The organism is Cellulosimicrobium composti (assembly GCF_009711085.1).
Taxonomy (GTDB): domain Bacteria; phylum Actinomycetota; class Actinomycetes; order Actinomycetales; family Cellulomonadaceae; genus Cellulosimicrobium; species Cellulosimicrobium composti.
The window spans coordinates 26,428-49,243 of record NZ_WMKA01000028.1; the positions used below are offsets into that span (position 1 = coordinate 26,428).

Annotated in this window: 19 protein-coding genes and 1 other RNA gene; 9 read left to right on the forward strand and 11 right to left on the reverse strand. The window is 76.0% G+C overall.

The features are described 5' to 3' along the window. Window positions 1-222: 222 nt before the first annotated feature. From GJV82_RS12265 to rnpB, 3 genes are all read right to left on the reverse strand, one after another. Window positions 223-2,844: a phosphoenolpyruvate carboxylase gene (locus tag GJV82_RS12265; RefSeq protein ID WP_318657589.1), complete on the reverse strand. Its 2,622-nt coding sequence runs from the start codon at window positions 2,842-2,844 to the stop codon at window positions 223-225. A 201-nt stretch (window positions 2,845-3,045) separates the two neighbouring features. Continuing rightward, entirely contained in the window at window positions 3,046-3,864 is an 819-nt protein-coding gene (thiD, locus tag GJV82_RS12270) for a bifunctional hydroxymethylpyrimidine kinase/phosphomethylpyrimidine kinase (RefSeq protein ID WP_024841733.1), read from the reverse strand. A gap of 63 nt (window positions 3,865-3,927) precedes the next feature. Continuing rightward, window positions 3,928-4,339, reverse strand: an RNA gene (gene rnpB, locus GJV82_RS12275) — RNase P RNA component class A. 118 nt (window positions 4,340-4,457) lie between these two features. On the opposite strand from rnpB, the gene GJV82_RS12280 reads away from it, so the two are divergent. Both GJV82_RS12280 and recQ read left to right on the forward strand, forming a co-directional pair. Continuing rightward, window positions 4,458-6,536, forward strand: a complete 2,079-nt coding sequence (locus GJV82_RS12280; RefSeq protein WP_155099430.1) for a HelD family protein — start codon at window positions 4,458-4,460, stop codon at window positions 6,534-6,536. Between the two features lie 70 nt (window positions 6,537-6,606). Continuing rightward, entirely contained in the window at window positions 6,607-8,436 is a 1,830-nt protein-coding gene (gene recQ / locus GJV82_RS12285; protein WP_318657586.1) for a DNA helicase RecQ, read from the forward strand. Between the two features lie 57 nt (window positions 8,437-8,493). Here the strand turns inward: recQ and GJV82_RS12290 are convergent, their stop codons facing one another. Then, entirely contained in the window at window positions 8,494-8,877 is a 384-nt protein-coding gene (locus GJV82_RS12290) for a tautomerase family protein (protein ID WP_155099431.1), read from the reverse strand. A gap of 86 nt (window positions 8,878-8,963) precedes the next feature. Between GJV82_RS12290 and GJV82_RS12295 the strand changes: the two genes are divergently transcribed. After that, a complete protein-coding gene (locus tag GJV82_RS12295; RefSeq protein ID WP_318657587.1) occupies window positions 8,964-9,806 on the forward strand; it encodes a YaaA family protein in 843 nt (280 codons plus the stop codon). A 73-nt stretch (window positions 9,807-9,879) separates the two neighbouring features. Then, entirely contained in the window at window positions 9,880-10,227 is a 348-nt protein-coding gene (locus tag GJV82_RS12300; RefSeq protein WP_155099432.1) for a TfoX/Sxy family protein, read from the forward strand. A 124-nt stretch (window positions 10,228-10,351) separates the two neighbouring features. Here GJV82_RS12300 and GJV82_RS12305 read toward each other — a convergent pair whose 3' ends face one another. The 3 genes from GJV82_RS12305 to GJV82_RS12315 form a co-directional block, all read right to left on the reverse strand. Continuing rightward, a complete protein-coding gene (locus tag GJV82_RS12305) occupies window positions 10,352-11,578 on the reverse strand; it encodes a bifunctional RNase H/acid phosphatase (protein ID WP_318657588.1) in 1,227 nt (408 codons plus the stop codon). Beyond that, window positions 11,575-12,318, reverse strand: a complete 744-nt coding sequence (locus GJV82_RS12310; RefSeq protein ID WP_024841728.1) for a zinc ribbon domain-containing protein — start codon at window positions 12,316-12,318, stop codon at window positions 11,575-11,577. Before GJV82_RS12310 ends, GJV82_RS12305 begins: the two co-directional genes overlap by 4 nt. A gap of 83 nt (window positions 12,319-12,401) precedes the next feature. After that, complete coding sequence (locus GJV82_RS12315) at window positions 12,402-13,421, reverse strand: Nif3-like dinuclear metal center hexameric protein (protein ID WP_155099433.1); 1,020 nt, start codon at window positions 13,419-13,421, stop codon at window positions 12,402-12,404. A gap of 86 nt (window positions 13,422-13,507) precedes the next feature. On the opposite strand from GJV82_RS12315, the gene GJV82_RS12320 reads away from it, so the two are divergent. From GJV82_RS12320 to GJV82_RS12335, 4 genes are all read left to right on the forward strand, one after another. Then, entirely contained in the window at window positions 13,508-13,957 is a 450-nt protein-coding gene (locus GJV82_RS12320; protein WP_231492890.1) for an ArsR/SmtB family transcription factor, read from the forward strand. Next, a complete protein-coding gene (locus GJV82_RS12325) occupies window positions 13,954-15,669 on the forward strand; it encodes a SulP family inorganic anion transporter (protein ID WP_155099434.1) in 1,716 nt (571 codons plus the stop codon). The genes GJV82_RS12320 and GJV82_RS12325 overlap by 4 nt, the downstream gene beginning before the upstream one ends. 64 nt (window positions 15,670-15,733) lie before the next feature. Then, window positions 15,734-16,582 carry a helix-turn-helix domain-containing protein gene (locus GJV82_RS12330; RefSeq protein WP_155099435.1) on the forward strand — a complete coding sequence of 283 codons (849 nt, stop codon included), beginning with the start codon at window positions 15,734-15,736 and terminating at the stop codon, window positions 16,580-16,582. A 4-nt stretch (window positions 16,583-16,586) separates the two neighbouring features. Next, window positions 16,587-17,060, forward strand: coding sequence for a VOC family protein (locus GJV82_RS12335; RefSeq protein WP_115942745.1), 474 nt, complete (start codon window positions 16,587-16,589; stop codon window positions 17,058-17,060). Between the two features lie 10 nt (window positions 17,061-17,070). Here the strand turns inward: GJV82_RS12335 and GJV82_RS12340 are convergent, their stop codons facing one another. Then, window positions 17,071-18,783, reverse strand: coding sequence for a bifunctional 3'-5' exonuclease/DNA polymerase (locus GJV82_RS12340; protein ID WP_404812973.1), 1,713 nt, complete (start codon window positions 18,781-18,783; stop codon window positions 17,071-17,073). An 86-nt stretch (window positions 18,784-18,869) separates the two neighbouring features. Next, a complete protein-coding gene (locus tag GJV82_RS20120) occupies window positions 18,870-20,150 on the reverse strand; it encodes an MFS transporter (protein WP_155099436.1) in 1,281 nt (426 codons plus the stop codon). A 291-nt stretch (window positions 20,151-20,441) separates the two neighbouring features. Here GJV82_RS20120 and GJV82_RS12350 point away from each other — a divergent pair, with 291 nt between their 5' ends. Next, a complete protein-coding gene (locus tag GJV82_RS12350) occupies window positions 20,442-21,167 on the forward strand; it encodes an alpha/beta fold hydrolase (protein WP_155099437.1) in 726 nt (241 codons plus the stop codon). Between the two features lie 39 nt (window positions 21,168-21,206). Here the strand turns inward: GJV82_RS12350 and GJV82_RS12355 are convergent, their stop codons facing one another. Both GJV82_RS12355 and GJV82_RS12360 read right to left on the reverse strand, forming a co-directional pair. After that, window positions 21,207-21,644, reverse strand: coding sequence for a GbsR/MarR family transcriptional regulator (locus GJV82_RS12355; RefSeq protein ID WP_155099438.1), 438 nt, complete (start codon window positions 21,642-21,644; stop codon window positions 21,207-21,209). Beyond that, complete coding sequence (locus GJV82_RS12360) at window positions 21,641-22,471, reverse strand: alpha/beta fold hydrolase (protein ID WP_155099439.1); 831 nt, start codon at window positions 22,469-22,471, stop codon at window positions 21,641-21,643. The genes GJV82_RS12355 and GJV82_RS12360 overlap by 4 nt, the downstream gene beginning before the upstream one ends. Window positions 22,472-22,816: the final 345 nt, after the last annotated feature.

A 22,816-nucleotide genomic window follows, 5' to 3' on the forward strand; every position in this document is an offset into this window, starting at 1 on the left:
AACGGGTGCCGGCGTGATCGGTCGTCGCCAGCGTACCCCACTGATGCCGCTGGCTGGTAGGCCTCTGGCGAAGACTTTACCCTCGGCCGCGGAGACACCGTTCCCCGGGGCGATCGTTGAGGTTTCATTCAACAGTTGGACGGGTGTCCAGACGACGACGGCCGCCGCGCACCCGGGGTCCGGGTCGGCGCGGCGGCCGTCGTCTCGGGCGTCCTGGCGCGCTCAGCCCGTGTTCTGCAGACCGGCCGCGACGCCGTTCACGGTGAGCAGCAGGAGGTGCTGGAGCTCGTCCTTCACGGGACCCTCGGCCCCCGCGCGCAGCCCACGCAGGGCGCGGACCTGGAGCAGCGACAGCGCGTCGACGTAGGGGCTGCGCAGCTGGACCGCGCGCCCCAGGACCCGGCGGCCGGCGAGCGGCCAGGCGTTGCCCGTCACGGCGAGCACCTGCTCGCGCGTCAGGCGCAGCTCGTCGAGGACCGCCTGCGCGAGGTCGTCGCGCCCGCCGAGCGCGAGGTAGCGCTCCGCGATGCGCTCGTCCGACTTCGCGAGCGACATCTCGACGTTGTCGAGGAGCGTCGCGAACAGCGGCCACTCGCGGTGCGCCTCGCGCAGCAGCGCGAGGTCGCCGAACTCCTTCAGCGCCGTGCCGAGGCCGTACCAGCCCGCGAGGTTGATCCGGGCCTGCGACCACGAGAACACCCACGGGATCGCGCGCAGGTCGTCGAGCGAGGAGACCGACAGGCCGCGGCGCGCCGGGCGCGAGCCGATCGGCAGGAGGCCGACCTCCTCCAGCGGCGTCACCTGCGCGAACCACTGCGGGAAGCCGTCCGCGCGCACGAGCTCGTGGAACCGGCGGCGCGAGGACTCGTCGAGCGCGGCCGCCAGCTCGCGGTAGCGGTCGGTCGCGCCCGCGTTGCGACGCTCCGTCGAGGGCGCCGACGCGAGCAGCGTCGCCGCCGCGACCTGCTCGATGTGGCGCGACGCGATCGTCGGGTCGCCGTAGCGCGCGAGGATGACCTCGCCCTGCTCCGTGAGCTTGAACCGGCCGTCCACCGAGCCCGGGGGCTGCGCGAGCACGGCGCGGTTCGCCGGGCCGCCACCGCGGCCGAGCGCGCCGCCGCGCCCGTGGAACAGCGTCAGCGTGATGTCGTGGCGCTCGGCCCACTGCGCGATCCGGCTCTGCGCGTCGTGCAGGGCGAGCGTCGCGGACACGGGACCGACGTCCTTGGAGGAGTCGGAGTAGCCGAGCATGACCTCGACCCGGCGGCCGTTCTCCGCGAGCCGGCGCTGCACCTGCGGCAGCGTGAGCATCGACTCGAGGATGTCCACGCTCGCACGCAGGTCGGCGAAGGTCTCGAACAACGGGATCGCGTCGACCACGGGCGCCTCGTCGGAGCCGGCGAACGCGAGCTCCGCGAGCTCGTACACCGCCGCGAGGTGCTCGGGCTTCTGCGTGAAGGACACGATGTAGCGGCGCGCGGCGCGGATGCCGTAGCGCTCCTGGACCGCCCCGAGAGCGCGGAACGTGTCGAGCACCTCGCGCGTGCGGTCGGACAGGTCGCCGTGCAGGCCCTTCTCCGCGATCTCCGCGAGCGCCGCCTCGTGGACCTGGGAGTGCTGACGCACCTCGAGCTCGGCGAGGTGGAACCCGAACGTCTCGACCTGCCACACCAGCTGCTGCAGGTCCCCGTACGCGGCGCGCGGGGCGCCCGCCGCGACGAGCGACTCCTGCACGACGCGCAGGTCGGACTCGAGCTGCTCGGCCGTCGCGTACGCGAGGTCCGCGTTGCGGGCGCGCGTCGCGGCGATGCGGTCCGCCACGACGAGCATGACGGCGCGGTGCGGCTCGCGGGGCGACGCCTCCGCGGCCGCCGACGTCACGGCCTCCGAGAGCCGGCGCTGGCGCTCCCACAGCGTGCGCAGCCCGTCCGACGGCGGCGTGCCGTCCTGGTCGAGCGTGAGCTTGCGGCCGACGAGGCGGGCGCGCTGCTCGAGCGCCGCGAGCGCGTGGTCGGCCGCGATCGCGGCGGCCTGGCGCGTGACCTCGGACGTCACGTTGGGGTTGCCGTCGCGGTCGCCGCCGATCCACGTCCCGAGGCTCACGAACGGGCGGACCAGGGGCTCCTCGCGGCCGGCCTCGTCGCCGAGCAGCCAGTCGTCGAGGCGGCGGTAGACCGTGGGGAACGTGTCGAACATCGTGGCGTCGAAGACCCCGAGGGCCGTCTTCACCTCGTCGAGCACGGACGGCTTGTGCTCGCGGATCGGCGCCGTGCGCCACATCGTGTCGATCTCCGCGAGCAGGCGGCGCTCGTTCTCCGCGAGCGACGTGCCGCCGAGCCGCTGCGCGTCGCGCTCGTCGAGCAGCGTCGCGATGCGGCGGACGGCGCCGGAGACCGCGCGCCGGCGCGCCTCCGTCGGGTGCGCGGTGAGCACGGGGCGGAACTCGAGCCGGCGCAGGCGGCGCAGCGCCTCCTCGCGGCCCACCTCGGCGACGAGCTGCTCGAACGCCTCGGGCAGCGAGTCGTCGGGCGTCGTGGCGCGCGTCGCGAACTCGGCCTCGCGCTCGCGCAGCACGCGCACGCGGTGGTACTCCTCCGCGAGGTTCGCGAGGTGGAAGTAGCACGTGAAGGCGCGCGCGACCTGCTCGGCACGCTGCATCGACAGGCCCTCGACGAGGGCCTCGGCCTCGGCCAGCACCTCGCCCGTGGGGTCGTCGTACGCGCGGATCGCGAGCTCGCGCAGGCGCTCGACGTCGTCGAGCAGGTCCTGGCCGCCCGTCTCGCGCAGCACGGTGCCGAGCAGACCGCCGAGGAGGCGGACGTCGTCGCGCAGCGGGGCGGGCACGTCGTGGCGCGCGAGCCCGCGCCCGGCGCCGTGCCCGGAGACGTCGGCAGCACCCGGCGACGGGGACAGTTCCGAGGGAGAGAGGTCGTTCACGGTGACGAGAGTATTCCTTGACCGTCAGGGGACGCGGAGGCGTCCGAGGGGTGATCGTCGGTCGAGCGCCGGTCGGCGAGGAGTCGCGTCGCGCGTGCCCGCCGGGCGTCAGCGGCGCGCGCCGACGCGCACGGCGTCGAACGGCGCGTTCGAGGCCACGCGGTCCTCGATCGCGGCGGTGACGACGTCCTTGGCGACGCGCGTCGCGTCGAGCACCGACGCGCCCTTGGCGAGCTCGGCGGTGATCGCGGCCGCGAACGTGCAGCCGGCGCCGCTCACCCGCTCCTCGCCGATCTTGGGGGTGCGCAGCACGTGCACGTCGTCGCCGTCGACGAGGACGTCGACCGCGTCGGGCCCGGGCAGCTCGACGCCGCCCTTCGCGACGACGGCGCGCGGCCCGAGCGCCTGGACCGCGCGGGCCGCCTCGACGAGCTCGTCGACCGTCTCGATCGACTCGACGCCCGCGAGCGTGCGCGTCTCGAAGAGGTTGGGCGTCACGACGGTCGCGAGCGGGAGCACCTGCGCGCGCAGCGCCGTGTCGGTGTCGAGCGCGGCGCCCGGCTCCTGGCCCTTGCAGATGAGCACCGGGTCGAGCACGACGTGCTCCCACGTGCGCGAGCGCAGCGACGCCGCGACGACGTCGATCGTCGCGGGCGTGCCGAGCATGCCGATCTTCACGACCGAGGGCTCGTGCGTCACGGTCGCCGCCTCGAACTGGTCGGCGATGACCTGCGGGTCCACGGGGACGAACCGGTGGCCCCAGTCGTTCCTCGGGTCGAACGAGACGATGCACGTCAGCGTCCCGACGCCGTAGGCGCCGAGCTCCTGGAACGTCTTGAGGTCGGCCTGGATGCCGGCGCCGCCGGTCGCCTCGGACCCGGCGATGACGTAGGCGAGCGGAGGCGTGTGGGGGCCGTGGTGCGGCATGGTTCTCCTCGGCACGAGCAGGGCGGACGGTCCCGTCCTCCCGGTGGTGCCGGGAGAGGCGGGCGGACGAGCCGGTCTGTACGCCGGGTTCTGTTCCCGCGCGCGGTCACCCCCGCGCGGGCGACGGTCATCCATCTAGGACGTGCGTTGCCGCACGCCTCGAGCGGTCTACCCGACTGTGCTTCTCCGTGGAGAATCGGGCGGGCAGCCCTCAGGCACAGTCTGTCTGACCTTGCTCCAGGTGGGGTTTACCGAGCCGGACCGGTCACCCGGCCCGCTGGTGGTCTCTTACACCACCGTTTCACCCTTACCGCGCGGGCCGGGCCGGAGCCCGTCCTGCGCGGCGGTCTGTTCTCTGTGGCACTGTCCCGCGGGTCACCCCGGGTGGGCGTTACCCACCACCTTGCCCTTCGGAGCCCGGACGTTCCTCGGCGAGGGGCACGAGGCCTCTCGACGCGACCGTCCGACCGACTCGTCCGCACCGGCAAGATTACCGCTCCCGGGCGGCTCGTCGGACCAGCGACCGGTCCACCGGGAGGGTGCTGCCCGTAGGATGGCCGACCCCCCTCGAAGCCGGCTCCCGGAGGTCTGTCGTGCCCGCCCCCGCCGTACCGTCCGCCCCCGACGCACCGACCGCGGCACCTGCCGGGGACGCCTCGGGCGAGCTCGCCCGGGAGCAGGAGTTCCTGGAGAACGCCCGCACCCAGCTCGCCCGCATGCGCGAGCAGGCCGGGTCGCTCAACGTCCTCGCCGGGGACCGGGTCAGCGCCGAGTATCTCGAGGCGGCGCTCGCCCGCCGGCTCGCCCAGCTCGCCGACGACCCCGAGGTCCCGCTCTTCTTCGGGCGCATCGACCTCGACGGCACGGACGACGAGCCCGCCGAGGTCTTCCACATCGGGCGCCGCCACGTCTCCGACCCCGAGGGTGACCCGCTCGTCGTCGACTGGCGCGCCCCGGTGAGCACGCCCTTCTACCGCGCCACCCGCACCGAGCCGATGGGGGTCGCCGCCCGTCGCCGCTACGGCTTCCAGCGCGGTGCCCTCACCGGCTTCGAGGACGAGGCGCTCACCGCCCCGGGTCCCGGTGCGGAGTCCTCCGCGATCCTCGAGGCCGAGATCGAGCGGCCCCGCACCGGGCCGATGCGCGACATCGTCGCCACCATCCAGCCCGAGCAGGACGTCATCGTGCGCAGCGGGATCGACCGGACCGTCGTCGTGCAGGGTGCGCCCGGCACCGGCAAGACCGCCGTCGGGCTGCACCGCGCCGCGTACCTGCTGTACTCCCACCGGGAGCGGGTGAGCCGCGCCGGGATGACCGTCGTGGGCCCCAACGCGAGCTTCCTGCGGTACATCCGCGACGTGCTGCCCGCCCTCGGCGAGGTCGACGCGACCCAGACCACCGTCGAGCAGATCGTCAGGGCGCACGGCCGCCTGCGCGCGACGGAGCCCGCGGACGTCGCCCGGCTCAAGGGCGACGCGCGGCTGGCCGAGGTGCTCCGCCGCGCGGTCTGGTCGCACCTCGTCGAGCCGTCCGAGGCGCTCGTGCTGCCCCGCGGTGCGCGCCGCTGGCGCGTCGCCGCGCACGAGGCCCGCGAGTGCGTGGCGCAGGTGGTCGGCCGGGAGCCGCGCTTCGACGCCGGTCGCGACCACCTGCGGCACACGCTCGCGCACCGGATCCTCGTGCAGATCGAGGAGTCGGGCGAGGCGCTCGACGAGCGCGCCTGGGACGCGCTCGCGCGCACGCGCCCGGTCCGGGACTACACCGCCGCGGTGTGGCCGAAGGTCACGCCGACGGCGCTGCTGCACCGGCTCCTCGTCGATCCCGCGTTCCTCGCCGCGAGCGCCGACGGCGTCCTCACCGCCGCCGAGCAGGAGCTGCTGCGTCCGGCACGGCCGTCCCGGACGCCGGGCACGGCCCGCTGGACGCTGGCCGACCTCGTCCTGCTCGACGAGGCCGCGGACCTGCTGACACGCGGCGCGTCGGTGGCGCACGTCGTGGTGGACGAGGCGCAGGACCTGTCGCCGATGATGCTGCGCGCTCTCGGGCGCCGGGCGCGCACCGGCTCCCTGACGGTGCTGGGTGACCTGGCCCAGGCGACGACGCCGTGGGGGGTCTCGTCGTGGACCGACGCGCTGACGCACCTCGGCAAGCCCGACGGTCACGTGGAGCAGCTCACCGCGGGCTTCCGCGTCCCCGGCGACGTCATCGAGTACGCGGCTCGCCTGCTGCCCTCGATCGCGCCGGACCTCGCTCCGCCGGTCGCCGTCCGTCGCGCCCGGGGCGAGCTGGTCCTCACCACGGATCCGCTCGTGGACCTGGTCCGCACGGCGCTCGACCGGGAGGGGTCGGTCGGGCTGATCGTGCCCGACGGCGGCGCGGAGGCCGCACGCGCGGCGCTCGCCGCGGCGGGCCTCGCCTTCGCGGTCGTCGGCGAGGCGTCGGACGACGACGGCGCGGTCGAGTTCGACGCGCGCCTGGACCTCGTGCCCGCGTCGCTCGCGAAGGGGCTGGAGTTCGACCACGTCGTGCTGGACGACCCGGAGGGCGTCGTCCGGGGCGAGCCCGACCGGGTCACGGGCCTGCGGCGGCTGTACGTCTGCCTGACCCGCGCGGTGACGTCCCTCGCCGTCCGCCACCGGGACGACCTGCCCGCGGAGCTTCGCCGCCCGTGACGGGCGCGCCCCGGCGGTGGTGCGGACGCGCCGGGACCGTCGTGTCGGAACCCCTCGGTAGGGTGCCCGGGTGGCCACAGCGACTGCGACCGACCCCGCGCTCGACGTGCTCCGGCGAGTCTTCGGGTACGACGCGTTCCGGGGCGAGCAGGCGGCCGTCATCGACACCGTCGTCAACGGCGGCGACGCCCTGGTGCTCATGCCGACCGGCGGGGGCAAGTCGCTGTGCTACCAGGTCCCCGCCCTGGTCCGGGCGGGGACCGGCGTCGTGGTGTCACCGCTCATCGCCCTCATGCAGGACCAGGTGGACGCCCTCGCGGCGCTCGGCGTCCGGGCGGCGTTCCTCAACTCCACGTTGTCCTCCGAGGACCGCCGCGCCGTGGAGCGCGCGCTCGTGGCGGGCGAGCTCGACCTGCTGTACGTGGCACCGGAAGGGCTCCGGAGCCGCGCCACCCTGGACCTGCTCGACAGGACCCAGATCGCGCTCTTCGCGATCGACGAAGCGCACTGCGTGTCCCAGTGGGGCCACGACTTCCGGCCGGACTACCTCGAGCTGTCGGTGCTGCACCAGCGCTGGCCGTCCGTCCCGCGCATCGCGCTGACCGCGACGGCGACGGCCGCGACGCGCGCCGAGATCGCCCAGCGCCTCGACCTGGAGGGCGCACGGCACTTCGTCTCCAGCTTCGACCGCCCCAACATCACCTACCGGATCGTGCCCAAGGACCGGCCCGAGAAGCAGCTGCTCGACCTGCTGCGCACCGAGCACGCCGGGGAGGCGGGGATCGTCTACTGCCTCTCGCGCGCGTCGGTGGAGAGGACCGCCGCGACGCTCGTCGAGAACGGGATCGAGGCGCTGCCCTACCACGCCGGGCTGCCCGCGTCGGTGCGCGCCGCGAACCAGGCTCGGTTCCTGCGCGAGGACGGCCTGGTCATGGTCGCGACGATCGCCTTCGGCATGGGCATCGACAAGCCCGACGTCCGGTTCGTCGCGCACCTCGACCTGCCCAAGTCCGTCGAGGGGTACTACCAGGAGACGGGGCGTGCCGGGCGCGACGGGCTGCCGTCCACCGCCTGGTTGGCCTACGGCCTCGCCGACGTCGTGCAGCAGCGCAAGCTCATCGAGACGTCCGACGGCGACGCCGCGCACCGGCGGAACCTGGGCCGGCACCTGGACGCGATGCTCGCCCTCTGCGAGACCGTCGAGTGCCGCCGGGCCCAGCTCCTCGCCTATTTCGGCCAGGAGCACCCGGGGGCCTGCGGGTCGTGCGACACGTGCCTCGCCCCGCCCGAGGCCTGGGACGGGACGGTCGCCGCGCAGAAGGTGCTCTCGACGGTGTTCCGTCTGGACCGCGAGCGCGGGCAGAGCTTCGGCGTCGGGCAGGTCGTCGACATCCTCCTCGGCCGGGAGACGGAGAAGGTCCGACGGTTCCGGCACCAGGAGCTGTCGGTGTTCGGGGTCGGGGACGACCTGTCCGAGAACGAGTGGCGGGCCGTGGTGCGCCAGCTCCTCGCCCAGGGGCTGCTCACCGTCGAGGGAGCGCACGGGACGCTCGTGCTCACCGCGGCGAGCGGGGAGGTCCTGGCCCGGCGACGCGAGGTCCGGATGCGGCACGAGCCGGCGCGTCCGGTGCGCGCGGCGAAGGGACGGAAGGCGGCCGCCGCCGCCGAGCTGGCCGAGGCCGACGTCCCGCTCTTCGAGGCGCTGCGCGCCTGGCGGGCGGGCGAGGCGAAGACCCAGGGCGTGCCCGCGTACATCGTGTTCGGTGATGCGACGCTCCGCGGGATCGCGACCGCCCGGCCCGGCTCGTTCGAGCGGCTCGCGCTGGTGAGCGGCGTCGGCGAGAACAAGCTCGCCCGGTACGGCGACGCGGTGCTGGCCGTCGTCGCGGAGGCCGGCTGAGCGGCCGCACACCGGGCTCGGACCGTCCCCCGCCCCTTGAGGCAGGGGACGAGCGTGTCAGACGTCGACGCGGTAGGGCAGCGCGAGCTCGTCGCCGCTGACCCCGCGGATGCCCCAGCTCTCGCGCGGGCTCTCGAGGATCACTAGTTCCACGTCGTCCGCGGTCAGGCCGAGGGCGGGCGCGACGTCGTCGTACAGGGCCGCGACCAGCGCGCGCTTGGCCTGGCGCGTGCGGCCCGTGAAGCACACGACCTCGACGACGAGGTACGCGTCCGAGCGCGGCGCGACGAGGTCGTCGTCGTCGAGGAGCAGGAACCGGTGGAACCGCTTGTCCGGCGGCAGCTGCCACGTGCGCACGAGCGCGTCGTGCAGCGCGTCGGACACCTCCGCCCGCCGCTGCCCCCACACGCTGCGCCGTCCGTAGATCTTCACCTGGGCCATCGGGCGAGCGTAACCGTGACGCACCCCACGCCGTCCGCCCCGGTCACCCACGGCGGCGACGCCGCGACCGCTCGTAGAGTGGCCGCGTGCTCGTGCTGCTCCCCCCGTCCGAGGGCAAGACCCCCGCGCCCGACGGCGCCGCACCGGTCGACCTCGACGCGCTCACCTCCCCCGTCCTCACCGCGCACCGCGTGACGGTCCTCGACGCGCTCGCCGCCGCGAGCGCCCGGCCCGACGCGCACGAGGTGCTCGGCACGACGCCGGGGCTCGCCGACGAGGTGCGGCGCAACACGACGCTGCGCTCGGCCCCGGCCGGTCCCGCGGCCGACGTCTACACCGGCGTGCTGTACGGCGCGGCGGACCTCGCGGGCGCGCTCGCGGCGGCCGGTGAGCCCGCGCGGCGCGCGCGGGAGGACGTGCGCGTGATGTCCGGCCTGTGGGGCGCGCTCTCCCCCGCCGACCGTGTGCCGGCGTACCGCCTGTCCATGGCCGTCGACCTCCCCGGCGTCGGGAGGCTCGCCACGGCCTGGCGCCCGCACCTCGCCCCGGTGCTCGACGAGCGCGCGGCGGGCGACGTCGTCGTCGACTGCCGGTCGGCCACGTACGTGGGCGCGTGGAAGCCCGCGACGACGGGGCCGCGGTCGGCCGACTGGGTGGCCGTGCGCGTCGTGCGCGAGCACGCCGGGAAGCGCACCGTCGTCTCGCACAACGCCAAGCACACGCGCGGCGTGCTCGCCGGGCACCTGCTGCGCCGGGCCGCCGCGGCGCCGACGTCGGCCGACGGCCTGCTCGACGCCGCCCGCGAGCTCGTCGGCACGGTGATCGGCACCGAGGTCGGCTCCGGGCTGAGCTACCGGCTCCTCGAGGCCTGGCTGCACGACGCCACGACGCGCACCGGCCCGCGCACGCTCGAGCTCGTCATCGCCTGAGCGACTGCCGGGCGGCCGAGGCCGCGGGCTACCCCACGCTGCGGTCCGGCGGGTCGAGGTCCACAGTGGACCCATGGTCTACAGCGAGGACCTCGCCGAGCGGATCCGCGCCGCCCTGGCGCCGCGCGCCCCGTTCGACGAGCGGAAGATGTTCGGCGGGATCGCGTTCCTCGTCAACACGCACATGGCCCTCGGCGTCACCGGGGACGACCTCATGGTGCGGGTCGGCAGGGACGGCACGGACGCGGCGCTCGAACGCGGCGGCGCCGTCATGGAGATGGGCGGTCGCGCGATGACGGGGATGATCGTCGTCGACGGCGGACGCGTCGCCGACCCCGACGAGCTCGACGCATGGGTCGTGACGGCCGTCGAGCACGCCCTCGCGGAGCCCGCCAAGGCGGCGAAGCCCCGCACGAGGTGAACCCCTCCCGGCGAGCCGGACTCCGGCCGCGAGGGAGGACCCGCCGCCGCGTGGGAGAGCGCGCGGAGCTCGACCCCGCGACCGGCGGTCCGACCTCGCGGGGGGACGGAGGCCCGCCGCAGGCTCAGAGGTCGGTCGGGACGCCCTGCGCGGTGAGCTCGCTCGTGCCGTCCGCCCACAGGCGCAGGATGCTCACCGACGCGGGCGGCACGCGCACGCGCGACCACTGGGCGGGCGGCGCTCCGACCGCGGTGCCGATCGCCGCGCGCACCTGCACGGCGTGACCGACGACGACGACCGTGCGGCCCGCCGGCCCCGCCGACGGCAGGAGCGTGGCGACGAGGTCCTGCAGGCCCTGCCAGACGCGCGCGCCCACGTCCGCGGCGGACTCGCCGCCCGGCGCGGCGGTCGTGCCGGTCGTGTACCAGGCGTGCCGGCGACCGGGCCACGCGGCGTCGATCTCCGCGGCCGTGAGACCCTCCCACTCGCCGAAGTGCACCTCGGCGAACCGCTCGTCGGTCGTGACGGCGACCCCGAGCCGGCGGCTGATCGCGCGCGCCGTCTCCTGGGCCCGGACCATCGGCGAGCTGATGATCGCCGTCGGCCGCGGCACGTCCGGCCACGCCTGGCGCCCGATCCGGAACACGAGGTCGGCGGCCTGCGCCGCCTGCGTCCGGCCGCGCGGCGTGAGCGAGGGCCCGGGCACCGACGAGCCGCTGAAGGCCCCGGCGACGGTGAGCGGCGTCTGCCCGTGGCGCACGAGCACGACCGTGAGGGCGGGCGCGTCGTCGAACCGGACCGCCACGCCCGACGGGCGGGACGGCGTGTCGAACGCGCCCTCGTCCGCGGCCTCGTCCGGCGCGTCGGACGCGACCTGCTCCGCGGGCCCGGCCGGCACGTCGTCCGCGGAACCGTCCGGGTAGTCCCGCGCGACGGTCCCGGCGGTGTCCATCGCCTCGTTCGCGAGCGCGTCCGCGGCGGCGTTCTGCGCGCGCGGCACCCACTCGTACGTCACCCGGTCCGCGGGCAGCACGGCCGCGGCCTCGGCCGCGAGGCGGCGCATGTCGTCGTGCTTGATCTGCCAGCGCCCCGACATCTGCTCGACGACGAGCCGCGAGTCCATGCGGACCGTGACGCGCGCGTCCGGGTCGACCTCGGCCGCGGCGCGCAGGCCCGCGACGAGGCCCGAGTACTCCGCGACGTTGTTGGTCGTCGTGCCGAGGAACGCGGCCCGCTCCGCGAGCACCCGGCCGCTCGCGGCGTCGCGCACGAGCGCCCCGAAGCCCGCGGGCCCCGGGTTCCCCCGCGACCCGCCGTCCGCCTCGACGACGAGGTGACGCGCGCCGCTCACGCGCCGGCGCCCTCCGGCCGCACCACGATGTGGCCGTAGTCCTCGAGCCGCACCACCTGGTCCGGGGCGGCGGACGTGATCGCCGCGAGCTCGGCCGGGCTCAGCGTGACGTTGAGGCCCTCGACGAGCTGCCCGCGCAGCGCGACCACGCCGCGCCCGCCGTTCTGGTCGCGCACGCGCTCGTACAGCGCGAGGAGCCCCGCGTCGAGGCCCGCGACGGCGTCGGCACGACGCCCCGCGACCTGGGTCGCCTCCGCGTCGAGCTCGGCGTAGCGCGCGTCGCGCGCCGCCACGACCTCGGCCTTCGCCGACTCGAGCTCGGCGCTCGCGGCCTCCAGCTTCGCGAGGGCCTCCTCGTGCGCCTCGAGCCGCTCCATGACGTCGAGCTCGACCTCCTCGAGCACGCCCTGGCGGCGCGCGAGGGACTCGAGCTCGGCCACGAGCGCCTGCGCGTCCTTGGCGCCCACCTGGCCGGAGTCGAGCCGCGACTGGTCGCGGGCCGCGCGCGTGCGCACCTGCTCGACGTCGGCCTCGGCCTTGGCGAGCTCGCGCTTGAGGTCGCTCACCGCGGTCCGCGACTCGACGAGCTTGCCGTGCAGGTCGGCGAGCTGGGCGTCGAGCTCGGCGATGCGCGCGTGCTCGGGCAGGTTCTTGCGCTGGTGCGCGAGCTGCTGGGCACGCGTGTCGAGCTCCTGGACGTCGAGCAGGCGGAGCTGGTCGGCGGGCGGTGCAGTGGCCACGGAGGGTTCCTTTCGTGGGCCCCGGTGCGGGGCCGGCGTGCGTGTCGGCGAGGGTCGGGTGGTCGACGGCGGGGGCGGACCGGTCAGGGGGCCGCAGGTCCGGGGTCGCGGCCCGGGGACGCGACCCGCGCGGTCCACGGGTCGGTGACGAGCGTGCTCACGCGCGTCTCGACGGCCGCGCCCGACCGCGCGAGCTCGCGCTCGAGGTCCTCGGCAGCGTAGCGGAGCCACGGCCACTCGGAGGCGTAGTGGGGCACGTCGACGAGGTACGGCGTCCCGGCGTCGCCGCCGCCCTCGAGCCGCGCGCGCTCGCGCAGCTCGGAGACCGGGTGGTGGCGCAGGTCGGACGTGAGGTAGACGTCGGCGGCGCTCGCGCGGACGGCGTCGAACAGCGAGTCGCCCGAGCCGCCGACGACGGCGACGGACTCGACGCGCGCGTCGAGGTCTCCCGCGACGCGCACGCCCTGCACCGTCGGCGGCAGGACCTCGGCGACGCGCTGCGCGAAGCCGCGCAGCGTCGTCGGCTCCGCGAGCCGGCCGACGCGGCCGGTCCCGGTCCGCGGCGGCTCGTGCGGCGACGACGGAGCGTGCGGCACGAGGGGGACGCGGTGCAGCAGGTCGAGCGCGTCGGCGAGCGCGTCCGCGACCCCGCGCTCCGCGGCGTCGGCGTTCGTGTGCGCGACGTAGAGCGCGCACCCGCCCCGGATGAGCCGGTGCACGAGCGAGCCCTTGAACGTCGTCGCGGCGACCGAGTGGACGGGCCGCAGGAAGAGCGGGTGGTGGGTCACGAGCAGGTCCGCGCCCCACGCGAGCGCCTCGTCCGCGACCTCCTCGACGGGGTCGACGGCGAGGAGCACCTTGCGCACGCGCGCGCCCGGGTCGCCCGCGACGAGTCCGACGGCGTCCCAGTCCTCCGCCGTCGAGGGCGGGTAGAGCTCGTCGAGGGTGCGGACGACGCGCGCGAGCGTCGCGGGCGCGCTCCCCGCTGGCTCGGTGGGGTCGAGGCTCGTCACGTCGGGGCTCGTCACGTCCGGGCTCGTCTCGTCCGGGCTCGGCGCACCGGGGCGTGTCGGGTCGGTCCGCGGGTCGGGCTCGGCGCTCATGGCGGCAGGCTATCCCGCGCGGCGCACGGCGGCGCCCAGGTGTGGTTTGATGGATTGCGCAAACCATCATCCGAGGAGGACGTCCCGTGCCCGGCACGCACCGACCCGACGGCGCGCAGGACGCCGGCCTGCCCGCCGACGCGACCGCGCCGCTCTACCGCATCAAGGCGGAGCTCTTCCGCTGCCTCGCGCACCCCACGCGCATCCAGGTGCTCGAGGTCCTCGCGGCCGACGCCGACCACACGGCACCCGTGTCCCACCTGCTCGAGGTCACCGGGTGCGAGCCCTCCCAGCTCTCCCAGCACCTCGCCGTGCTGCGGCGCGCCGGGGTCGTCACCTCGACCCGCAGCGGCAACGCCGTCGAGTACCGCCTCGCCGAGCCCCTCGTCGCCGAGCTGCTCGTCGTCGCGCGCGCGTTCCTCCTGTCGAGCCTCGCCGGGGCGTCCGACCGGCTCGAGGCCGCACGGCGGCTCCCCGCGCTGCCCGGCGCGTCGGCGCGCGCCGTGCTCGACGCGACCGCCCCGGCACGGGCATGAGCCCGCGCACCGCGGCCCTGCGCGACCTGCTCCCCCGCCGCTCCGACTACGACCTGCGCCCCCGCACCCTGCGCGCCGACCTCCTCGCGGGCGTCACGGTCGGCGTCGTCGCGCTCCCGCTCGCGCTCGCGTTCGGCGTCAGCTCCGGGATCGGGGCCGCCGCCGGTCTCGTCACCGCCGTCGTCGCGGGAGTCGTCGCCGCCGTGCTCGGCGGGTCGCACCACCAGGTCTCGGGACCCACGGGCGCGATGGCCGTGGTGCTCGCGCCGGTCGTCGCGACGCACGGGCCGGGCTCCGTCGCGCTCGTCACCGTGCTCGCGGGCGTCGTCGTGCTCGTCGCGGGCGTCGCGCGCCTCGGCCGCGTCGTCACGTACGTCCCGTGGCCCGTCGTCGAGGGCTTCACGCTCGGGATCGCGTGCATCATCTTCCTCCAGCAGGTCCCGGCCGCCGTCGGCGTGCCCGCCGACCCCGGTCACAACACGCTCGTCACCGCGCTCGCGGCGCTGGGCACCGCCGCGAGCGCCGGCACGCTCGCCCCCGCCCTGTGGGCGCTGGGCTGCGTCGCGCTCGTCGCCGTCACGATGCTCCTGCTCCCGCGCCTGCACCCCGGGATCCCCGCGTCGCTCGTCGCCGTCGTCCTCGTGACGGTCCTCGTCGAGGCCGTAGGCGCACCGGTCGCGCGCATCGGGGCGCTGCCCGCGTCGCTGCCCGCGCCCGTGCTGCCGTCGGTCACGCCCGGCGCGCTGCGCGAGCTCGGCGGCGCCGCGCTCGCGATCGCCGCGCTCGCCGCGATCGAGTCGCTCCTTTCCGCGCGGGTCGCCGCGTCGATGGCCCAGGCCGGGTCCCCCGGCGGGTCCGTGTACCTGCCCGACCGCGAGCTCGTCGGGCAGGGGCTCGCGTCCGTCGCGAGCGGGCTCTTCGGCGGCATGCCGGCGACCGGCGCGATCGCCCGGACCGCCGTCAACGTGCGCTCGGGAGCGCGCACGCGCCTCGCCGCCGTGGTGCACGCGCTCGTGATCCTCGCCGTCATCTACCTCGCGACCGGCCCGGTGTCGCGGATCCCGCTCGCCGCGCTCGCGGGCGTGCTCATGGTGACGAGCCTGCGCATGACGAGCGCCCGGACCGCGCGCGCCGTGCTGGGCGCCGGGCGCTCGAGCGCCGCGACGTTCGCCGTCACCGCGTTCGTCACCGTCGCGTTCGACCTCGTGCAGGCGATCGAGATCGGCGTGGTCGTCGCCGCGTTCTTCGCGCTGCGGGCCGTCGCCCGGGCGTCGGGCGTGCACCGGGACCCGCTCCCGGGGCCCGCGCAGCCCGGCGACGAGCACGTCGCGCTGTTCCGCCTCGAGGGGTCGATGTTCTTCGGGGCCGCGGAGCGCGTGCTCACCGAGGTCACCGACGCCTCGGTGCACGACGACGTCGTGGTCGTCGTGCTGCGCCTGTCCCAACTCCGGATGGTCGACGCGACCGGCGCGAAGGCGCTCGGCGAGCTCGTCGAGGGGCTCGAGGCGCGCGGCGTGACCGTGCTGGTCAAGGGCGTGCAGGAGCGGCACCGGGCGCTGCTGACGAACGTCGGGGCGCTCGCCGAGCTGCGGCACGAGAACCATCTCTTCGACTCGCTCGACGCGGCGGTCGAGCACGCGCGCTCGCACGTGCGGCGTGCCGCACAGGGCACCGACGTCCCTCAGGTGCGCGGGCTGCGGCCCTCCGCCTGAGCGGGTCGTCGGCCTCGGGGCGGCTCGGGCTGTGAGGGGTGCGCACGGCGTCTAGCGTGGTCGGATGCACGAGTTCGTGCGAGCACGGCCCGGCGCGCTGCCGCCCGGCGTGGTGTCGATGGTCGGGTACCGCCTGCGGACCGCGGCGACGGACGGCACGCCGCCCGTCCACCGCGGCCTGCCGTCGCCGTGGCTCACGCTCGTCGTGAGCACCGCGGGCGCCGTGCCGACCGCGGTCGGGCCGGACGAGGCCCCGGTGGGCTACGCGTCGCTCGTCGGCGGTCTGCACACGCGGCCCGCGTACATCCACCAGCCGCCCGAGCAGGCGGGCGTGCAGCTCGCCCTCGACCCGCTCGCGTGCCGCGACCTGCTCGGCGTCCGCGCCGGCGAGCTGGGCCTCGTCGAGGACGCGGACGCGGTGCTCGGGCGCGTGGCGGAGCGGTTGCGCGAGCGGGTGGCCGAGGCGCACTCGTGGCCCGCGGCGTTCGACGTCGTGCGCGCGACGTTCGCGCGCGACAGCTCCTGCGCCCGGCGCGACGGCGTGCGTCCCGAGGTCGCGGAGGCGTGGCGCGTGCTCGTGCGCACGCGCGGCCGGGCCCGGGTCCGGGACGTCGCGCGCCACGTGACCCTGGGCGAGCGCCGCCTGGAGACGCTGTTCCGGGCGGAGCTCGGGGTGTCGCCCCGCGCCGCGCGCGGGCTCGCGCGGTTCGACGCCGCGCGTCGCGCGGTGCAGCGACTCGCCCTCGGCCGCGGACCCCGCACGCTCGCGGACGTCGCCGCGGACGCCGGGTACGCCGACCACTCCCACCTCGTGCGCGACTTCCGGCGGTTCGCCGGCACGACCCCGACCGGCTGGGTCCGCGAGGAGGTCGGGAACATCCAAGCCGGGGGCCACACCGACGGCCCAGGCTAGGACCATGAGCACCCACGAGAGCACCCGGAACACCGCTGACACGACCGCGACGACCGCCACGGCGACGCCTCCGGCCCAGCACGTCTGGCCCACGCTCCAGGCGCACGACGCGCGCGCCCTCGTCGCGTTCCTCACCGACGTCGTCGGGTTCGTCCCGACCGCCGTCATGGCGGGCGACGGCCGCGACGTCGCGCACGCGCAGCTGGACTGGCCGCACGGGGGCGGCATCATGCTCGGCAGCCACTCGCCCGAGCGCGAGTGGTCGCGCGAGCCGGGGACGTGCGGCACGTACGTCGTCGTGCCCGAGGACGAGATCGACGCGCTGCACGCCCGGCTGCAGGAGCGGGCGGCCGCGGCGGGCGGCCGCGTCGTCGTGCCGCTGCGCGACACCGACTACGGCTCGCGCGAGCTCGTGCTGCGCGACCCCGAGGGCAACCTCTGGTCGTTCGGCACCTACCGCGGCGAGCCGCGGCGCTGAGCCGTCCGCGTCACTTCGCCTCGGCGTAGTGGTCGACGACCGCGACCGTGAGCGGGAAGTCGACCGGGAAGGCGCCGAACAGGAGCCGGCCCGCCTCCTCGGCCGCGGCGCGCACCTCGGCGGCCACGGCGTCGGCGAGCTCGGCGGGCGCGTGCACGACGACCTCGTCGTGGAGGAAGAACACGAGGTGCGTACGCGCCGCGAACGGCTCGGGCGCGGCGCCCGGCGTCGCCGCGACGGGGAGGTCCCACAGGCGGCGCCGGATCGAGGCGAGCCAGCACAGCGCCCACTCGGCCGCCGTGCCCTGCACGACGAAGTTCCGCGTGAACCGGCCCCAGGCCCGGGTGTACGAGCGTGCCCGGGCCTGGGCGTCGGGTGCGTGGCCCGACGCCTCGGCGACGTCCCCGTCTCCCGGTCCGGCGTCGTCGGCCGCGTACGCGCCGTCCTGCGCGGCGTGCCACGACTCCCCCGGGCGCGGCGAGCTGCGGCCCAGGAGCGTCGTCACGACCTCGCCGCGCTCCCCCGCCTGCGCGGCGCGCTCGACGAGGCCGATCGCGTCGGGGAACGCCCGGGCCAGGCGCGGCAGGACCACGGCGCTGTCGCCCGTCGTGCCCCCGTACATCGCGCCGAGCATCCCGACCTTCGCGTGCTCGCGCGTCGCGACCGCACCCGACGCGACGATGCCCGCGTACAGGTCGCCGCCGCGCCCCGCGGTGGCCATGCGCTCGTCGTGCGCGAGGCCGGCCAGCACGCGCGGCTCGAGCTGGGCCGCGTCGGCGACGACGAGCCGCCAGCCCGGGTCCGCCACGACCGCGCGGCGCACCTGGCGCGGGAGCTGCAGCGCCCCGCCGCCGCTCGACGCCCACCGGCCCGTGACGACCCCGCCCACGACGTACTCGGTGCGGAACCGGCCGTCGCGCACCCAGGTGTCGAGCCAGGACCAGCCGTTCGCGGTGAGCAGCCGCGAGAGCCTCTTGTACTCGAGCAGCGGCGCCACGACGGGGTGGTCCGTGCGCTCGAGCTCCCCCTTGCGCAGCGACCGGACGCCGACGCCCGCGTACTGGAGCGCCTTGAGCAGGTCCGGGTGCGAGTCGGGGTTGAGCGTCGGCGGCGCGTCGAGCGCGGCACGGATGGCTGCCACCAGCTCCTCCATGCGCGCCGGCCGCTCGCCCGGGCGCGGGCGCGGCCCGAGCTCGTCGCGCAGGATCCGGTCGTGCACGTCCGCGCGCCAGGGGACGCCCGCGTGGTGCATCTCGGCCGCGACGAGCGCCCCGGCGGACTCGGCGGCGAGCAGCGTCCGGAGACGCCCCGGACCGTCGGGACCCTCGGCGCCCGCGACCGCGGCGAGCTGCGCGCGCAGCTCCGCGACGACGTCGAGCGCGGGTGCGGCCGCCGAGCCGCCGGACGGCCCGAGCTCGAACAGGCCGACGGGGCGGGGCCGCTCGAGCGGGTCGGGACCGGCCGGTACGGGGTCGAGAGCGTCCCACGGGCCTGCGTCCGCCCGGGCGAACGGCGTCCCGGCGACCAGGCGCGAGCGCCGCAGCACGACGTGCGCGAGGCGGAGGTCGTGCGACCGCTCCACGCGGCCACCCTGGGCGAGGAGGGCGGGGTACCAGCGGTTCGTGTCGTCCCACGTCTCGCGGACGGGCTCCGGCGGACCGTCGACCACGTGCTCGACCCGGCCCTGCCCGGGCTGCCCGACGTGCACGGCGTACGTGCTCACGGTCGTGGCCCGTCGCGACCGAGCGACACCACGTCCGTCCCGCGCACCGTCTCCCTCACCGTCCCGTTCCCACCGACGCACCGATGCTAGGGCGCGGCACCCACACCGGCGGGAGCCGGCACCGCGGGCGACGAGAGCCGCGCCCGCACGAGCACCCCGACGCCGACCGCCACCGCGCACGCCGCCGCCGCGAGCGCCACCGCCGCGCGACCGCCGAGCTCCTGGCCGACCCAGCCGACGACGAGTGCGCCGACCGGCGTCGTCCCGAGGAACGCCGTCGTCCACAGCGACGTCACGCGGCCCCGCATCCCCGGGGGTGCGTACAGCTGCACGGTGGCGTTGCCCGTCGTGAGGAAGCCGATGCTGCACGCCCCGACGAGCACGATCGTCACGTTCGCGAACCGCGTGCCGGGCGCGGCAGCGGTCACCGCGAGCGCCAGCGCGTAGCCCACGGTGACGACGATCATCCGGGACAGCCCCGTCCAGGGCCGGAACAGCAGCACGACGCCCGCGGCGATCGAGCCGACGCCGAACCCGGCCGTGAGCCACGCGTACTCGTCCGGCCCTCCGGCGAGCGAGTGCTCGCCGAAGACGGGCAGGCTCACCTCGTACTCGTACGCGAGCGTGCCCACCACGGCCATCATGGCGAGCGGCCCGAGGAGCTGGGCGTTGCCGCGGACGACGCGCAGGGCCGCACGCAGCTGGCCCCGCTGGCGCGGGATCCGCCCGTCGGACCGGATGTCCGCGGTCCGCATCGAGAGCAGGAGCGCGATGACGAGCACGAAGCTCCCGGCGTTCGCGACGAAGCACCACCCGATGCCCACGCTCCCGATGAGCGCCGCCGCCACCACGGGGCCCACGCCGCGACCCACGTTCGCGAGGATGCTGTTGAGCGTCACGGCGCTGTGGAGCGCCTCGCGCCCGACGAGCTCCGGGATCAGCGCCATGCGCGCGGGGTTGTCCACGGCCGTGAGCACGCCGAACGCGACCGCGACGGCCATCGCGAGCGGCAGCGACTGGTGGCCGGTGAGCACGACGACCCCGAACGCGAGCGCCAGGCACGCGAGCGACGACTGCGTCACGAGCAGGGTGCGACGGCGGTCGTGCCGGTCGACGAGGACCCCGGCGTAGGGGGCGAGGAGCAGGACCGGGAGGTACCGGGCCGCGGCGACGATCCCCAGGTCGACCGGCGACCCCGTCATGCCCAGGACGAGCACCCCCTGGGCCACCGTCTCGGTCCACGACCCGACCAGGCTCACGCCCTGCCCCGCGATGAAGCGGCGGTAGTTCGGGACGTCGAGCGCGGCGAACCGGGCGGGCGGCGACGGCCGGCCGCCCGGAGACTCCGTGACCGGTCGGGGACCCATCCTCGACCCCTCCCCTCCGGGCACGCGCGACGGCCCGGCCGCCGACGCTCGGAGCACGAGCCAACACGACCACCCTCCCGTGCCGGTAGCGACGAATGACTCACGAACCCCGAGTCGTCGCGCACCGACGAGTCGAGTCGTCTGACCGTTCCCCCGCACCGGCCGGCAGCACCAGGGTGGGAGAGGTGGGGGTGATCCGGTCGGCTGTCGTCCGCGGCCCGACGTCCGCGACGCCGTCGTCCGCGACACCGCCCCGAACGTCCCGACCCGGATCGACGAGAGGCCGCCCCCATGTCCGACGCGCAGACCTCGGCCACGGCGCCGACCGCCGACAACGTGGTGCTCGTGCACGGCGCCTACGCCGACGGCTCGTCGTGGGCCGCCGTCGTCGGCCTGCTGCAGGAGGCAGGACTCACGGTCACCGCGGTCCAGAACCCGCTCACGTCGCTCGCGGACGACGCGGCCGCCACGCGGCGCGCCCTCGACCGCCAGGACGGGCCGACGGTCCTCGCCGGGCACTCCTGGGCGGGGACCGTGATCAGCGAGGTCGGCGACCACGAGACGGTGTCGAGCCTCGTCTACGTCGCGGCCCGCGCGCCCGACGCGGGCGAGGACTACGCGGCGCTCGCGGCCACCTTCCCGACGCCGCCGGCGAACGCCGGGCTGGTCCGGTCCGACGACGGGTTCGCCCAGCTCTCCGAGGCGGCCTTCCTCGACGACTTCGCCAACGGCGTCGACCCGGCCCGCGCCCGGGTGCTGCACGCCGTCCAGGGGCCGGTCTCGGGCACCCTGTTCGCGTCCCGGACCACGCGGGCGGCGTGGCACGGCAAGCCGTGCTGGTACGCGGTCTCCCGGGACGACCGGACGACGTCTCCGGAGCTCGAGCGGTTCCTCGCCGACCGCATGCGCGCCACGACGATCGAGCTCGACAGCGGACACCTCTCGATCGTCACGCACCCGCGCGAGATCGCGAGCCTCGTCCTCGACGCCGCGGGGCGACCGCGGCTCGTGCCCTGACCTCCCGCCGGGTCCGCGAAGGCACGCCCCGCCGGTGCGTCACGGCTCCCGGTGCCGGCTCAGGACGTCCGCGCCGGCGTCGACGTAGGCGGCGAACAGGTCGGTCACGTCGCGCAGCCGCGCGGCCGCCTGCGCCGTCTCCGTGAGCTCCTCGGCGCTCTGGAGCGCGCGGATGAACGTGCGCGCGCGCTCGATGCTCGCGGCGAGGAGCTGCTCGAGGCCGCCCGCCGCCTCGACGAGGAGTCGCCTGCTGCCGGGCTGGGCGATCGTCCGCGCCAGCCCCCACGACACGAGCTCCCGGGTCGCCGTGCTGACCGCCCCCGCGCTGAGCCCCAGCGCGGCGCGCAGGTCGTCGGAGCTGGACGGCGTCCCCTGGAGGAGGAGGAACCCGTACGTGCGACCCGTGGCGCGCGGAAGGTTCCACGCCGCCATCGTGTCGCCCATCGTGCTGACGAACCGTTCCTGCTCAGGGGTCATCGCGCGGGCTCCCCTGCTCCCGGCCCGCCCGTCCAGCGGTCGAGGACGTCGACGAGCAGGCGCGACGTCTCCGCGGGGGCGTCCAGGGTGACCATGTGCCCGGCTCCCGGGACGACGTGCTCGGCGATGCCCTCGGCCCGCGCCCACCGGGGCGTCGCCGTGGCGATGTTGCCGGTGCGGTCCTCGGAGCCGCGCACGAGCGCGAGCGGCACCGGGGTCCGGCGGCCGGGCTCCGGCGCGACGAACGACACCGTCGCGCGCCACACGTCCAGGAACGTGCGCCGGGGCATCCGGGCGAACAGCGCCTCCGTCCTCGCCCTCACGTCCGGGGTCGCTGCCGAGGCCCGGGCCATGACGCGCGGGAGCCTGCGTGCCGGGATCACCGCGAGCGCGGGAGCGGCGAGCCGCAGGGCGAGTCGTTCGAGCACGGACAGCGGGCCGGCGTTCCACGTGGAGTCGAGCACGATCAGCCCGCCCACGTGTCGCGGGCGCTCCCGGACGAACGCCTGCGCCAGGTTGCCCCCGAGCGAGTGCCCGACGAGCACGGGCGCGTCCGCGCCGCACGCGGCGAGCAGCGCGTCGAGGTCGTCGAGCGCGTCGGCCGCCGTGAACCGCTCTCCCGGCGCGAGCGGCGACTGCCCGTGCCCCCGCAGGTCCCCCACGACCACGCGGTACCCGCGCCTTGTCAGCACCGGGACCTGCTCGTCGAACATCGAGTGGTCGACCCCCGCGCCGTGGATCAGCACGACGACCGGGCCGTCCCCGCCCGAGTCCGCGAACGCGATCTCGGCGCCGGGGCGCACGAGCCGACGATCTAGATTCACCATTCTCTGAATATAGAGGATCTACGCGGCAGCCGCCCGCCGCGGTCGGGTCGCGTGCGGGAGAGGACTCGCGCAGCCGACGCCGCGCGTCCTCCTTCACTCCAGGTGGACCCGGCTGGACCCAAACCGAACACCCAACGTCGGCTCGAACGGCTGAGTTCGGCGTGGGAGCAGGCGAGACGGGGCATCGCGAGCGAACAGCCACCGGCGTCCGAGCCCGAGCCGGGGGTGGTGTCGAACCCAACGAGACGGTCTCGAACACCGCTGACCGAGAGGGAAGTGGACGCTATCCGAACCGCCCGGGCGAGCGGTGTTGCGCCCCGGGTCTGATGGAGGCTCTCATTCCAC

Bases quoted from the DNA above. Each gene is read 5' to 3' on its own strand.
- GJV82_RS12300 (WP_155099432.1), top strand. From the start codon at position 9,880: ATGGTCTACAGCGAGGACCTCGCCGAGCGGATCCGCGCCGCCCTGGCG.
- GJV82_RS12325 (WP_155099434.1), top strand. From the start codon at position 13,954: ATGAGCCCGCGCACCGCGGCCCTGCGCGACCTGCTCCCCCGCCGCTCC.
- GJV82_RS12355 (WP_155099438.1), bottom strand. From the start codon at position 21,644: ATGACCCCTGAGCAGGAACGGTTCGTCAGCACGATGGGCGACACGATG.
- GJV82_RS12330 (WP_155099435.1), top strand. From the start codon at position 15,734: ATGCACGAGTTCGTGCGAGCACGGCCCGGCGCGCTGCCGCCCGGCGTG.
- GJV82_RS12335 (WP_115942745.1), top strand. From the start codon at position 16,587: ATGAGCACCCACGAGAGCACCCGGAACACCGCTGACACGACCGCGACG.
- GJV82_RS20120 (WP_155099436.1), bottom strand. From the start codon at position 20,150: ATGGGTCCCCGACCGGTCACGGAGTCTCCGGGCGGCCGGCCGTCGCCG.
- GJV82_RS12350 (WP_155099437.1), top strand. From the start codon at position 20,442: ATGTCCGACGCGCAGACCTCGGCCACGGCGCCGACCGCCGACAACGTG.
- GJV82_RS12290 (WP_155099431.1), bottom strand. From the start codon at position 8,877: ATGGCCCAGGTGAAGATCTACGGACGGCGCAGCGTGTGGGGGCAGCGG.
- GJV82_RS12360 (WP_155099439.1), bottom strand. From the start codon at position 22,471: ATGGTGAATCTAGATCGTCGGCTCGTGCGCCCCGGCGCCGAGATCGCG.
- GJV82_RS12315 (WP_155099433.1), bottom strand. From the start codon at position 13,421: ATGAGCGCCGAGCCCGACCCGCGGACCGACCCGACACGCCCCGGTGCG.
- thiD (WP_024841733.1), bottom strand. From the start codon at position 3,864: ATGCCGCACCACGGCCCCCACACGCCTCCGCTCGCCTACGTCATCGCC.